At 41.2% G+C, this 14,553-nt stretch carries 9 protein-coding genes; all 9 read left to right on the top strand.

Going from position 1 to position 14,553, the window contains the following annotated elements; all coding sequences use genetic code 11:
- Positions 1-517: 517 nt before the first annotated feature.
- The 9 genes from ACE1AT_RS19860 to glpK all read left to right on the top strand — a co-directional run bounded on the left by ACE1AT_RS19860 (position 518) and on the right by glpK (position 14,508).
- Positions 518-2,536 (top strand): response regulator, encoded by a 2,019-nt coding sequence (locus tag ACE1AT_RS19860; RefSeq protein WP_374871411.1) that lies wholly within the window; start codon positions 518-520, stop codon positions 2,534-2,536.
- 411 nt (positions 2,537-2,947) lie between these two features.
- Positions 2,948-8,029 carry a PAS domain S-box protein gene (locus ACE1AT_RS19855; RefSeq protein WP_374871409.1) on the top strand — a complete coding sequence of 1,694 codons (5,082 nt, stop codon included), beginning with the start codon at positions 2,948-2,950 and terminating at the stop codon, positions 8,027-8,029.
- Complete coding sequence (locus tag ACE1AT_RS19850) at positions 8,026-8,400, top strand: response regulator (protein WP_374871407.1); 375 nt, start codon at positions 8,026-8,028, stop codon at positions 8,398-8,400. Before ACE1AT_RS19855 ends, ACE1AT_RS19850 begins: the two co-directional genes overlap by 4 nt.
- A 502-nt stretch (positions 8,401-8,902) precedes the next feature.
- A complete protein-coding gene (locus ACE1AT_RS19845) occupies positions 8,903-9,304 on the top strand; it encodes a response regulator (protein WP_374871405.1) in 402 nt (133 codons plus the stop codon).
- 369 nt (positions 9,305-9,673) lie between these two features.
- Positions 9,674-9,943 (top strand): hypothetical protein, encoded by a 270-nt coding sequence (locus tag ACE1AT_RS19840; RefSeq protein ID WP_374871403.1) that lies wholly within the window; start codon positions 9,674-9,676, stop codon positions 9,941-9,943.
- A 1,518-nt stretch (positions 9,944-11,461) separates the two neighbouring features.
- Complete coding sequence (locus ACE1AT_RS19835; RefSeq protein WP_374871401.1) at positions 11,462-11,995, top strand: DUF1269 domain-containing protein; 534 nt, start codon at positions 11,462-11,464, stop codon at positions 11,993-11,995.
- Positions 11,992-12,420, top strand: coding sequence for a YidH family protein (locus tag ACE1AT_RS19830; protein WP_374871399.1), 429 nt, complete (start codon positions 11,992-11,994; stop codon positions 12,418-12,420). The genes ACE1AT_RS19835 and ACE1AT_RS19830 overlap by 4 nt, the downstream gene beginning before the upstream one ends.
- Before the next feature lie 58 nt (positions 12,421-12,478).
- Positions 12,479-12,922, top strand: a complete 444-nt coding sequence (locus ACE1AT_RS19825; RefSeq protein WP_374871397.1) for a YidH family protein — start codon at positions 12,479-12,481, stop codon at positions 12,920-12,922.
- 98 nt (positions 12,923-13,020) lie between these two features.
- Positions 13,021-14,508, top strand: coding sequence for a glycerol kinase GlpK (gene glpK / locus ACE1AT_RS19820; protein ID WP_374871395.1), 1,488 nt, complete (start codon positions 13,021-13,023; stop codon positions 14,506-14,508).
- The last annotated feature ends 45 nt before the right edge of the window (positions 14,509-14,553 follow it).

The raw sequence follows: 14,553 nt of genomic DNA, 5'->3' as shown, positions 1-14,553 counted from the left end.
TTTATAAAAAACTAAACTTTACTGTATTGCTTGATACAAAAAACTCTAAATAAATATTTTGTAAGATAGATTGCCAAACATAGATATAAACCTCGTCCATCTTGAAAAGAGGAGTTTTTCAAAAAGGACATTATGTAGGTTGGGTGGAACGGAGTGTAACCCAACCTACAAAACTACAGTTCTCAAAGTAGACGTGGTTTAGTATGTTAGCGCTTTGCTTGAAAATCTTAAAAAACAATCCCCGATCCCCGATCCCCGTTCCCCATTCCCCATTCCCCATTCCCCGATCCCCGTTCCCCGTTCCCCGTTCCCCGATCCCCGTTCCCCATTCCCCATTCCCGATTCCCCATTCCCCGTTCCCCGTTCCCCGTTCCCCGATCCCCAATCCCATTTGTAATTTTGATTACAACTATTTGTTACAAAAAAGTCCTCTATTGAGAGATTCACGATTGGAGGATTTATTAGATAAATTGCTAAGGAGTTGTTGCGATTCCTTGTAAGTGAAGGTTAGTCCTTCATGAAAATCCTGTTAGTTGAAGACGATCTCTCTATATGTGAATTTCTCTGTGCCACACTGACCGCCTATCGATACACAGTCGATATTGCAACGGACGGTAAACTTGGTTTGGAATTAGCTCTTCAAGGAGAGTATAGTGTCATCTTGCTTGATGTTATGCTTCCTAGACTCGATGGGTTAAGCATATGTCGTCAATTACGTGATCGCAGGTGTCAAACTCCAATCCTGATGCTGACAGCAAAAGATGCAGATGAGGATGTTGTCATGGGTCTGGATGTGGGAGCAGACGATTATGTGACGAAGCCTTGCGAAGCTTCTCAACTAATAGCGCGAATTCGTGCTTTGTCGCGTCGTCAAGTCAATGCAATGTCTTATTCAGTATTGATGTGGGGAAATCTGTGTCTCAATCCAAACTTGATACAAGTAACCTATAAGCAACAACTCATTGCTCTTAGCCCCAAAGAATATAGCTTACTGGAGCTTTTTTTACGGCATCCTCAACGGATCTTCAGCCGTAGCAACATTATTGATCATCTCTGGTCAATTGATGAATCTCCTACAGATGCTGCGGTGACAAACTTGATTAAAGACCTGCGACGTAAACTCAAGAGTGCAGGGATGGTGGAGGAGCTAATTGAAACAGTGTATCGCTTGGGATATCGGTTAAAGGTAGCGCCACAGAAAGAAAAACAAGAGGAAGCAGAAACAAAACAGCAGGAGCCAAGTGATCCAGAGCAAGAAGGCTTAGTATTGATTGAGGAGGCTACACAGGAATTTCAGGCTTCCTTACCAGAACGAATTAAAATTTTGGAAACCGCCGCGCGATCGCTCCAAGTTGATTATTTCGATTCTGTACAACGAGAGCGTGTAATAGAGGAAGCACATCGATTGGCTGGTGCTTTAGGGACGTTTGGATATGCCAAAGGGTCAGAGTTAGCGCGAGCGATCGAACACCTATTTAGTGATCAATCCGAGTTAGGAGAACAGCAATTTAACCAATTTCTGCAATTGTTAGCACAGTTGCAGCAAGAAATATTTCCTCCACCAACCACCCCACCCAGTCCCAAAGTCATGATTGTTGATGATGACCCAGTGCATCTGAAAACACTAGCACTTTTGTTACAACCTTGGGGACTTAAGGTGACATGTGTTGGCAATCCGGAGCAGTTTTGGCAAGTGCTAACTTCTACTGAGCCTGATCTGTTGCTGTTAGATTTGGAAATGCCTACCTTTAATGGAATTGAACTATGTCGTGTGGTGCGGCAAGATTTAAAATACGCAGATTTGCCGATAATTGTTGTTACTGCTCATACTGGTATTGACTCCATTCAACAAGTCTTTGCAGCCGGAGCAGATGAATTTATTAGTAAGCCGATTGTTGATCCAGAACTAGTAACTCGTGTGTTGAGTCGGATTGAGGGAGCCTCGCGAGTACAAGGAGCAAGATTAACCCGTATGCAGCAACAACTGCTGCAATCTCAGCAACAGCAATTGCAAATATCTCAAGGAAAAGCCAAGATAGATTCATTAACTCAAGTTGCGACTCGTTACCATTGTGATGAATTCCTCGAACGGGAATGGCAACGCCTGATCTATAAACAAACTTCACTCTGTTTAATAATTTGTGATATTGATCATTTTCAAACTTATAACGATCGCTATGGCTATCAAGCCGCCAATAGTTGTTTGCAACAAGTAGCTAATACAATTCGCCAATGCATTGACCGTAGTCATGATCTATTGGCGCGATCCGGTGGAGACGAATTTATGATTGCTTTGTCAGATACAGGCTTGGTTAGGGCGTTGCAGGTCGTAGAGCGAATTCAGCAAGCGATCGCAACTCTAAAAATTCCTCATCAATGCTCTTCTACCAATGGCTACATGACATTGAGTTTAGGCATCACAGGTGGTATACCAAGTCAAGATAAATCTTATAAAGATTTGATTGCGATCGCCAAGCAAGCTCTTTATACTGCAAAAGCAAGAGGATTTAATACCTACTGTTTATATTCGTTGTAAGTTAAAAATGTAAGTTAAAAAAATTTACTTTTTAGTTTCCCTATTTGACATGGCTATAAGAGGATCTCTCAAAAGCGTGATGAAGTTGTATTTTGACCAACCATTCCGAGCAGGGTACAGAGCTTCTCCCCCTAACCCCCAATTTGGGGGAATGGGGGCTGTGGAATAAATCCAAAATAGACATCTCCGAAAAAGAATATCAAAGCCTTGTGCAGTCAGGGTTGATACCTGATTTCTGGAGATGTCTAATCGTTCGACTGAGCGCTCACGGCGAAGTCCAAAATCCAAAATCTTCAACCCACAGGATTTATCCTGTGGTCAATCCAAAATCGGATGACTTCTCAGACATCCTCTAACAATCAAATTCTAGAAAAGCGCCAATTTTCTTGTGTATAGAATAGTTCAGTGAACATGATCACATTCTTATCACACTTAATCGTTGAAGCAGAGAAAGCGCGAGTTTTGGGACAAGTAATTGCAGCAGAAGAATATTATGAGCAAGCGATTGACGCAGCGAAAGCAAATGCTTATTTAGAAGAAGAAGCTTTAGCGTATGAATTAGCCGCTAAGTATTATCTAGAACGCGGTAGATCAAGGTTTGCTCAGAATTACATGCAAGAGGCGCACTATGCTTACACACGCTTGGATGCAACAGCAAAAGTCAAGGAGTTAGAAACAAAATATCCACAGCTACTATTTGAATTACCATCAGCTAACAACAACACTTCTAAGCGCTCAACCAGTCCCAAAGTCAGCAGTAGCTCATCAGTAGAAGCTTTGAAACTACTAGAGGCTGTTACTAGAGCAAATATCGCTATTTCGAGCGAAATTAACCTAGAACAGCTACTCAGAGTCTTGATAAAAATCCTGATTGAGAATACTGATGCACAAACAGGCTATTTAATTTTGTCTTCCCCAACAAATTTAGAAAATGGGGAAGAATGGAAAATAGTAGCCTCTGGCATTATAGATACCGAAGCTAGCGAAGATACTTTGGGAAAACCTGTCCTCAAAATCAGTGTGCAGTCTCTTCCCATTGATGATCATCTCCCGAAATCAGTGATTAATGATGTCATCCACACTTTAGAAAATGTAATTGTGGATGATGCTAGCTGTGAGGATAAATTTATTCATGATCCTTATATCCAACAACATCGAACTAAATCTATCTTGTGTGTGCCACTGCTCAATCAAGGGAAACTGATTGGAATAGTATATCTGGAAAATAATCTTACTAATGGAGTATTTACAAACAAGCAATTAGATATATTGCAATTATTATTTGCACAGGCAGCAATTTCGATTTCTCATGCCAAAATATATAGTCAATTGCGTAGGAGAAAAAAGCAATTACGCGCCAGGGAAAAGCGAGTAAATCAGATTCTCGATGCCATACCTATAGGGGTAACTGCACATGATCCCACTGGAAAATTCATTTATAGCAATCTGAAAGCACGGGAATTACTTGGGATTCCAGCTCCAATCGAAATCACAATAGAGCAGTTGTCAGAGGTTTTTCAAGTTTATCAAGCAGGAACTGACCAGCTTTACCCGATCGAGCAACTGCCTATTGTACGCACTTTTGCGGGTGAATCGGTGAAGATTGATGATATGGAATTGCGTCAAGCCGATCGAAATATCCCTCTGGAAGTTTTGACAGTTCCAATTTTTGATGAAACAGGCGCAATTATTTATGCGATCGCGGCTTTTAGGGATATTACCGAACGCAAACAAACTCAGAAACTCTTAGCCGACTACAATCACACTCTCGAAACTCAAATTGCAGAACGGACAAAAAAACTACAGCAGCAAAACGAAATTTTACAAGCTTTGTTTGATCACATTCCTGTGATGTTGAAACTTCGTGATCAAGCAGATCAAACGTTAGTCATTAACCGAGAATATGAGCGTGTTCTTGGTTGGACTTTAGACGAGATGCGAGATGTTGAGTGGTTGACAAAGTGCTATCCCGACACGGAACAACGTCAACAAGTGAGAGAACATATTCAAGCGGCGACTGGAAAATGGCAGGATTTCCGAACAAGGTGTAAGAACGGTCGCTATATAGATACGACTTGGGCAAATATTCGCCTCAGTACAGGTCAAATAATTGGCATTGGACAAGACATCAGCGATCGCAAGCAACTAGAAAAGGCTTTGCAAGCATCACAAGCGAAACTCAACGATATTCTGAACTCCGCAGGTGCTTCAATCGCCAGTTTCCGCGTTTACCCTGACCGTAGTTGGGAGAATGAGTATCACTCTCTGGGTTGTGAAACCGTTTTTGGTTATACTCCCCAGGAATTAACTCACGAACTTTGGTTATCACGAGTTTCTTCAGAAGATTTAACAGCCATTACTGAACATGCTTTTACAGCGATCGCCCAAGAACAAGCAATTACATTCGAGTATCGCTTTGCCCACAAAAATTGCTCTCTGCGTTGGATTGCACACACATTAACCTCTCGCTGGGATCAAGCTGGGTGTTGCTGGATAGTCACTATGGTTGGAGTTGATATTACTGCTCGCAAACAAGCCGAAATGGCGTTGCGAGAAAGTGAAGAACGATTTCGTGAAATAGCAGAAAATATCAATCAAATTTTCTTTGTCTGGTCTGCTAATTCCGAACAGTTTCTTTATGTCAGTCCTGGGTATGAAAAAATTTATGGATTGAGTTGTGAGAGCCTCTATCAAAATCCCAAATCTTGGCTAAATTTAGTACACCCAGATGACCTGCAATCAGTATGGCAATCTCTGAATCAACAGTCTCAAGGTCAGCCTGCTCGGCGTGAATATCGGATTATTAAATCCGATGGCACAATTCGTTGGATGTTTGCCGAAGTGTTTCCAATTTTTGATCCAGCTGGAAATCTTTTACGCTACATCGGATTAACAGAAGATATCACTGAACGTAAACGCATTGAAGATGCTCTGCGCCAACGTAAGCAAGAATTTCGGACATTAGTGGAAAATGCCCCAGATGTGATTTCTCGCATAGATCGAGACTATCGCTTCCGCTATATCAATCCTCGTGTCGAGACAGAAACGGGCATTGCAGCAGCACAATGGATCGGTAAGACTGAGTTAGAAATGGGTTTTCCTGAAACCATTGTCAACCCATGGCACGCGATCTTAAATCGCGTCTTTGAGACAGGAGAGGAACAAATCTATGAAACCGAGTTTCCCTCTCCTGAAGGAAAACAGTATTGGTTTTGTCGTCTGGTTCCAGAATTGGCTGAGGATGGTTCGGTTGAGACTGTTCTGAGCATTGGGCGCAATATTACCGAGCGTAAACACACAGAAGAAGCCCTGCGAGAAAGCGAACAGTTTTTACGGAGTATATATGAAGGCACAGCAGCTGCAATTTTTATCGTTGATGTCCTAGAAGATGGCAGTTTTCGTTATGTTGACATTAACCCCGCTCATGAGTGGATGTCTGGACTTTTACCCTCAGAAATTGCTGGTAAAACCCCTGAGCAGATTTTCCCACCAGAAGATGCACAGGTGATTAGTGCGAGGTTTGTTGCTTGCACCACAACCAGAAAACGCATCACTTATGAAGAACGTCTGTTAATCAAAGGCAAAGAAACTTGGTGGATTAATGTTTTAACTCCAATTCACAGAGAAAATGGACAGATTTATCGTTTAATCGGCAGTTGTTTCAACATCACAAGACGCAAGAAGTTGGAGCATTCTTTGCGATCGCAAGCAGATCAGGAACGCTTGCTGATCACCATTACGCAGCACATCCGTCAATCACTGGATTTGGAGCAAATTCTGGCGACTACAGTAGTTGAGGTACAAAGAACTCTCCAGGCTGATCGAGCATTGATTTTCCAGTTAAATCAGGATGGTTCGGGACAGGTGATTAAGGAAGCTGTTGTTCCAGAGTATCCCGTTACAGAGCAAATGCGCTGGCGCGATGAGCCTTTGCCCGATTATTGTTATGATTTCTATCGTCAGGGTAATCCTCGCATCGTACCAGATGTGGCAATATATGATTGGGTGGCATGTCTGTCTGAGTTTTTACAGCAAGTCAATGTCAAATCTAAAGTGGTTGCGCCCATTGTTCAAACCTTAGAAGACTCCTCAATTAGGGTTTGGGGATTGCTCATAGTTCACGCCTGCTCAGACTACCGCCAGTGGCAAGCATCTGAAGCAGAGTTTTTGCAGCAAATCAGCAATCAGTTAGCGATCGCCCTTCATCAAGCAAATCTCTACCAGCAGTTGCAAACTGAACTAGCTGAACGCAAGCAAGCCGAAGAATATTTGCGTGAGAGCGAAGAACGCTTCCGTAAGGCTTTTGATGCTGCACCAATTGGTGTGGCATTAGTTTCACCGCAAGGACAATTCCTCATGGTGAATCATTCCCTATGCGAAATTGTCGGATACACCAAAGCAGAAATACTCAATCTCACCATGAGGGAGATCACCCATCCCGATGATTTAGAGGCTGATTTAGAACTCATGCAAAAATTGTTGGCGAATGAGATTCGTGTTTATCAGGTAGAGAAACGATATTTACACAACCGAGGAGATACGATCCATACTCTCTTAAATGTATCGCTTGTCAAAGATCAACACAGACGACCATTGTATTTTATTGCTCAAATTCAAGATATTAGCGATCGCTACGAAGTGGATCGGATCAAAAATGAATTTATTTCGATTGTGAGTCACGAACTCCGCACCCCATTAACGGCTATTCGCGGTTCTTTGGGAATTTTAGAAACCGGTGTCTTTGATCATGAACCCGAACAAGCCAAAGAAATGTTGCAAATAGCCTTTAATAATAGCGATCGCCTCGTGCGTTTAGTCAACGACATTCTTGATCTCGAACGACTAGAGTCTGGCAAAATTCAACTTGTGATGGAAACATGCGAGATCGCTAATTTAGTACAGCAAGCAATTGAAACTGTGCAAGCGATCGCTAACGAAGTCGGCGTTAAAATTTCCGTCATGGTTCCAAATGTGCAAATTTCGGCAGCAGCAGACTCAATTATTCAAACATTAATCAATCTGTTAAGTAATGCGATTAAATTCTCACCTGCGGGTAGTACTGTTTGCTTGAGTGCAGAGTTGCTGAGTCCAGAAGAGGACGCAGGGATGGGGGGACAAGGGGGACAAGGGGGACAAGGGGGACACGGGGGACACGGGGGACACGGGGACACAGGGAATTTCGATCAATTACTCTCCGCGTCCCCGCGTCTACCACTCCCCGCGTCTTCTTCCCACACTCCCCAATCTCCCAAAATCCTATTTAAGGTTCGCGATCACGGACGTGGTATTCCTCCAGAAAAGCTGGAAAGCATTTTTGGACGCTTTCAGCAAGTAGATGTCTCTGATCGTCGTCAAAAAAGAGGAACAGGGCTAGGATTAGCCATCTGTAAGAATATTGTTCAGCAACACGGTGGACGCATTTGGGTAGAGAGTGTGTTGGGAGAAGGAAGTACATTTTATTTCACATTGCCAATCACTAGGGAGGAGGCATGAACAAACGTATCCTAGTTGTAGACGACGAAAAAGACATCCGTAGAGTGGTTCAAATCTCCCTGGAAAATTTTGCAGGCTGGAAAGCAGTCCTAGCTGAGTCAGGAGAGGAAGGGTTACTCAAAGTCAAGACTAGCAAACCTATAGACGCTATTCTCTTGGATGTGTCTATGCCAGATATGGATGGATTTCAGGTTATTGATCGCCTTCGCTCGAATATCGCAACACAATTCATTCCAGTGATACTGCTTACAGCTAAAGTGTTACCGAGCGATCGTCAACGCTTTTCCAAGATGGGAGTTGCTGGTGTCATCACCAAACCGTTTGATCCCATGACTGTTTGGAAACAAGTGACTGAAATTTTGGGCTGGTAGGAGAGGACAAGGGGAGCCACTGCGCCCTTGCGGGTTAAGAGCGTTGTAGCACGTGGCGTGGACAAGGAGGACAAGGGAAGGGGGAGGGAGGATTTTGATCAAGAATTTTGTGGAATGGTATGACCAAACCATAGATTTTATTCAAAACTAACCATAAACCTCGTCCATCTTGAAAAGAGGAGTTTTTCAAAAAGGACATTATGTAGGTTGGGTGGAACGGAGTGTAACCCAACATTAACCAGACTATAATGTTGGGTTTCGCTGTCGCTACACCCAACCTACAAAACTACAAAACTACAGTTCTCAAAGTAGACGTGGTTTAGATCCTATCTAAAGAATAAATATTAGGTACTCTTATACGGTGCTTATAAGTGTCTTACTTTTCGGTTTTATGCTCTGTCTTGAGTGAGTTCAATCTTGGAAAAACCCAGTGTCAGAGTGTAATATATCTTCCAAATCTGCTTTTAGGTGCGCTCTTAAACGCCCCAAAGTTAATTTAATCATGCCCCGCAAGCTGATTTTGCTTATCGATCACGAAATTTCTATCCGAGCGATTTTACAAGTTTGCTTAAATCGTCTTGGTGGTTGGGATGTGCTGTCAGTTTCTTCTCTTCATCAAGGGCTTGAAGTTTTAACGATTAAAGAAGCATTATTGCTCAGAAAACCTGATGCTATTGTTTTGGATGTGCCAATGCTGGAAACAGATAGTCTTGGGATTATTCAAAAATTTATCACACATCCACTCATTAATGATATTCCAATTATTTTGATCACCGCAAAAGCAAGTTGGTTTTCGCGTCAACAACTGCAAGAGATGAATATTGTTGGAGCGATCGCCAAGCCTTTTAACCCGACCCAACTACCAGAACAAATAGCTGAACTACTTAAATGGAAATCTGATTAAAATTAAAATATATTGATGATTATTTCATAATAATATTATTTTTAACTTTTTTTATTAATTACTTATTTCCTGCTTATTTTTGGCTGCTAAATTGATCATAGATTTGGCATGATCATCTTTTTAAACTGTCTTTTGGTTAATTAGTTTGCTAGGTGTAATTAACCTGATTTATGACAGTTTAGAGATGACTTTTTTTCATGCGAAATCAGAAATAAGTAGAACGGCGTAAATAATTAAAAGTTTGTAGTAAGGACTTAAGTCCTTACTACAAACTAGATTTCGATAATTTTACATTACTTCACATAGTTTGGTTTTTTGAAGTCGTTCTACTTACATTTAATACATTACTTTTCATTAGGGGTATCTGCAATGGACAAGCTAATTTCATCTTTTAATCAGCTAACTGAAAAATTGCTTTGTAACAATGAGGAAACGCAAATGCAATTGCTGCATGATTCCCCAGACAAAGAGAATATTAATGACTGCGATGACTATGCTCAACAGGTAACGGTTGATCTTACTCAAGAATATAAGGACGATGCTGAGTTACTAAATATTTTCCAGCAGGCGGTGCTTATGCGAATACGCAACGCAAACAAGATTGTTGGTTTTACCAACATTCGCCAGTTCAAACAATAAAAAGACTGGGAATTGGGGTGAGTGATGGGGATATAGGGAGATTTCTGATAGATTCTCCCCGTCACCGCGTCTTTAATGTCTCCCTTGTCTTCTTCCGAATGCAAGTGCGTCTCCTTTAGGAGAATCGCTGTTACCTATTTTCAAACTAGGGCTTTTTATCAGGTTACTAAAGTGTTAATTATCTTGTCACTAAGTCCTAAGCTAGTTTAACATTATCTCAATATTAAGTATCATAATATTTGCTGTATTTAATTGCAAACTTGATTGCAATTAATACCTTGATAATTAAAAATTTAAGTTGAATATTAAAATGGTGATATTCACTAGTAAAATTTTTTCTTATAAGAGATACTTTCCTGATAAGTAACTTGAAATTGTTTAGCAAACTCCCAAGCCAAAATCAGTTTGAAGTAAAACCTAACAGACAGGCTAACAGATTGACGATATTACAGATTAGCGCTAGTATTAATGCTTTCATAAGAAAAACCCCAGTGTAACTGGGGCTGGTTTGAACGTTTCCTATGTCACTATAGTCACGTAGTGATTATTCCGAAACAGTGAATTTCACCTATAAAGATGGGTAAAAATTAACCCCGGTCACACCGGGGTTAATTGTGAGACTAGTGCTGAAAAGAGTTATAAACAAAGGATATAACGGCATTTTGCAGCAAAGACCTGAAGTGTATCAAATATTTTTTTGTCATTTTTCAATAAAATCTCAACACGAAAAAATGACAAACCATAGCATATGGTTATCGTACACAGCCGATACAACAGCGAAATCAACAAAAGTAGACAAATCAAAGTTTGGAGGGTCTAGGAGGGATGTGAGGGTGTGAGGGTGTAATGCCAATTCTCCAAAAGATGGCTACAGATGATGACACAAAGACGCGGAGATTGATCTGTTGCGAGATTATAGACAATTTGTATGAGAGGGAAGAAGAATTTTTATAAATTTCATATCTTTGAAATTTAAAACCGTTTTTTCTAAAAGCGGAAATTTTTAACTGAAGCGTATTGAGATTTAACGCAGAAGATTTTTAATTTTTAATACTAAAGTGATGATCATGAGGATCTTTTTCTGAGTTGTAGGGTGATACCCCTCATCAATTTGCAAATATTCTTAGAATATTAACCAAGTACTTATAAGTCATATTCTTCTATTTTTTAGCAAAACTATCATGTTATTTTGTCCTTATAAATTTATTATTTTACTCTTATTTTTATAAGCTAGAATGAAACTGAAAATCAATAATCAATGTAGTTTATAGTTTAATCTAAATTTAATTTAGAAACAAAGAGTCTGATAAATGATACGCATTAGAAAACTTGATGACTATAATTTGATTGGTTATTATCCAGCTATACAACTAGTGTAATATCAGCCAGTAATATTTCAGCTTAATTGTCTTATTTGGCATGAAATTGAGTCAATGAGCCATAGGTTTTGATGTCTGGAGTGAGCCGTGAGGAGCAATTAAACCTCTCAACCAACACCATTAGATACGGTCATACGTTATGAAAAATCCTGCTGAAAATCCTATTGACCTAATTGTTGCTAGATTTGGAAATCAAGAACAGGCTGTTGAAGTGCTTGAGGAACTAAAGCACCTCAAACAGGAAAGAATGGTCGGGCTTTGGAATGCAGCAGTTATAACTAAGGATGAAAATGGTAAGCTGTTGTTCAAAGAAACGGTTCAGACAGTAGGAATCAAACGGAGTTTAGGTATTTGTGGGATATTAGGGGCTATTATCGGTATTTTGGCTGGTGGACCGATTACCGGTATTGTGCTGGGTAGCGCATCTAGCACTCTCACCGGAAAATTCATCGATTTGGGCTTTGACGAACAAGAACTTAAGGAAATCGGTTACTCTCTGGGTGCTGGTAGTTCTGCCATCATTGCCATTATTGAACACAAGTGGGTCAGAGAACTGGTTGATACCCTCACCGAATTAGAACCCAAAATTACTTGTCAGCGTCTAAAGGACGAAGTAGCTATGGCGATCGCTATTGATGCTGATTTTGAGAACCTGACAGTAATAAATAGATGAAGGAACCTATTCCTGCTCGCAAAACACCTAATATCCAAACCGAACTTGCCAAAGAGCGCAACCGAGCTGCCGCTGAACGCACACTCATGGCATGGATTCGCACCAGCCTTACCCTGATCAGCTTTGGTTTTGGGATTGATGTCATCGTCAGTGCTATCCGTAGCTTTCAAGTTGTTCGAGACATCAATCCTGTACGTCTTTCTCGCATTTTAGGTCTTGCTTTCATTGGCTTGGGTATTTATGCCATGATCATGGCAATGATCCAACACCAGCAAGAATTGTATCATATTCGACGCGACGAGGAATATCTCTACACTCCCCGTCACTCTCTAGCATTGACAGTTGCGATCGCTCTAGTTTGCATTGCTGTCTTTGCGTTTATTGGTATTTTGATAAGTGCATTCACTCACAAACATAGCATGTAGAGACGCAAAATTACCCTGGGGGATCTTGCTACGCGTCTGGTACAAATTTATATGTATCATGATTAACGTGAAATGTTATCAATATGTGAGTTTGAGTCCCTCTAAAAAACCGACTACTACCACTAACGAATTAGCAAAAGAGCGTAATCGCGCTGCTGCTGAACGCACATTGACAAGTTGGATTCAAAATTGCTTATCTTTGATTGGTTTTGGTATCGCCTTTGATCGCATTTTGAATGCGCTGAATGAGTCGATTCCCAAACATAATCCACGTATGGCTATGCAACTGACTCACATTATTGGCTTGAGCGCGATCGCTTTAGGCATTTTCCTGTTAGTTTTGGCAATAATTGGATACTTAATCAAAGTCAAATCATTAGAGCAAGAGGAATACTCATATAAATCAACTTATATTGTTAATTTATCTGTCTTTGTCGTTTCTGTGATTTTATTTGGTTTGGTTACACTAGTTGCTGTTTTTACTGTAATTTCCTCGCAATAGTACTTATCTTTAAGGTAATTTTCTGATTTTGATTCAGTCGCCTTTAGTCCTAATGGTAAATTATTAGCCACTGATGATATACCCATAGACCCTGAAATATGAGTTACATTTTGGCATTAGATTTAGGGACAACAGGCAATCGTGCTTTTGTGTTTGATGCTCTTGGCAAAATTGTTGGGCAAGCATACAAAGAACTCACACAGTATTATCCCCAACCGGGATGGTTAGAACATGACGCCGAGGAGATTTGGCAAGATACTTGTTGGGTAATACAAACTGCGATCGCCAATGCCAAAATTATCCCTAGTGAAATTGTGGCAATGGGAGTCACCGTACAACGGGAAACCTGTTTAATTTGGGACAAAACCACTGGAAAACCTCTACATCAAGCGATTGTTTGGCAAGATCGTCGCACTGCTCCTTTGTGTAATCAATTACAAGCCCAAGGTTATGGTGATGAGATTTACGATCGCACTGGTTTAGTTATCGATGCCTATTTTTCCGCTACAAAGCTCAGATGGCTGCTAGATCATGTCGCAGGTATTGATCTCAAAAATGTTTTAGCTGGGACAATTGATACCTGGATATTGTGGAAACTCACAGGTGGAAAAATTCACGCTACCGACCACAGCAACGCCAGTCGGACAATGCTGATGAATCTGACAAGCTGTACATGGGATGACACTTTACTGGAATTATTGCAAATACCCGCTCATATCTTGCCCCAGATCCAACCCAGTTTAGGAAAATTTGGTGTGACTGATAGCACTTTACTCGGTGCGGAAATTCCGATCACTGCCATTTTGGGAGATCAACAAGCAGCTTTATTTGGTCATGGATGCGATCGCCCTGGTTTAATGAAATGTACTTACGGCACTGGTAGTTTTTTAGTTGCTCACACTGGCTCAGAAATTGTCCGTTCTCAAAATCGGCTTATTTCTACTGTGGCATGGACACAAATTCGTAATGGTAGTTTAGATGTGGGCTATGCCTTGGAAGGTAGCATGTTTACCAGTGGGGCGTGTATCCAATGGTTGCGGGATAGCATGAAGTTGATTAAATCAGCTGCCGAAACAGAAGCGATCGCTAATCAAGTTACAGATAACGGTGGTGTATATTTTGTTCCAGCATTTAGTGGATTGGGCGCACCTCACTGGGATATGAGCGCCAGGGGAGCCTTTTTTGGCATTACCGCCGCCGTCCAGCCACAGCATTTAGTCAGGGCTGTCTTAGAAGCGATCGCCTACCAAGTCAAAGAAGTTGTGGTAGCCATCAGTGGGTCTTGCAGTGCAGCAGTAAATAAATTAACAGTAGATGGTGGAGCCTGTGAAAACAACTTCCTCATGCAGTTCCAGGCAGATGTGTTAAATATATCAGTTCAACGTCCAGTGATGCGTGATACTACCGTGCAGGGTATCGCCATGGCTGCTGGTTTGGCGGTGGGATTTTGGGATAGTTATGAAACGTTGGTGCAACAGCGACAAATTGATCGTTACTTTTCGCCTGGCGTGGGTAGTGAATATGCAACAGCTAATTTCGTCATTTGGCAAAAGGCGGTAGAACGGGCTAAATATTGGGCAAATTGACCAATCATTCCGAGCCGGGGCTGTGGGGACGGTACTCAATGTGGC

Source organism: Pelatocladus sp. BLCC-F211, assembly GCF_041928655.1.
Classification (GTDB): Bacteria; Cyanobacteriota; Cyanobacteriia; order Cyanobacteriales; family Nostocaceae; genus Pelatocladus.
The sequence above is the reverse complement of the archived record's forward strand: the minus strand, read 5'-3'. Positions and strand labels throughout refer to the sequence as shown.

Bases quoted from the DNA above. Each gene is read 5' to 3' on its own strand.
- ACE1AT_RS19860 (WP_374871411.1), top strand. From the start codon at position 518: ATGAAAATCCTGTTAGTTGAAGACGATCTCTCTATATGTGAATTTCTC.
- ACE1AT_RS19855 (WP_374871409.1), top strand. From the start codon at position 2,948: ATGATCACATTCTTATCACACTTAATCGTTGAAGCAGAGAAAGCGCGA.
- ACE1AT_RS19850 (WP_374871407.1), top strand. From the start codon at position 8,026: ATGAACAAACGTATCCTAGTTGTAGACGACGAAAAAGACATCCGTAGA.
- ACE1AT_RS19845 (WP_374871405.1), top strand. From the start codon at position 8,903: ATGCCCCGCAAGCTGATTTTGCTTATCGATCACGAAATTTCTATCCGA.
- ACE1AT_RS19840 (WP_374871403.1), top strand. From the start codon at position 9,674: ATGGACAAGCTAATTTCATCTTTTAATCAGCTAACTGAAAAATTGCTT.
- ACE1AT_RS19835 (WP_374871401.1), top strand. From the start codon at position 11,462: ATGAAAAATCCTGCTGAAAATCCTATTGACCTAATTGTTGCTAGATTT.
- ACE1AT_RS19830 (WP_374871399.1), top strand. From the start codon at position 11,992: ATGAAGGAACCTATTCCTGCTCGCAAAACACCTAATATCCAAACCGAA.
- ACE1AT_RS19825 (WP_374871397.1), top strand. From the start codon at position 12,479: ATGATTAACGTGAAATGTTATCAATATGTGAGTTTGAGTCCCTCTAAA.
- glpK (WP_374871395.1), top strand. From the start codon at position 13,021: ATGAGTTACATTTTGGCATTAGATTTAGGGACAACAGGCAATCGTGCT.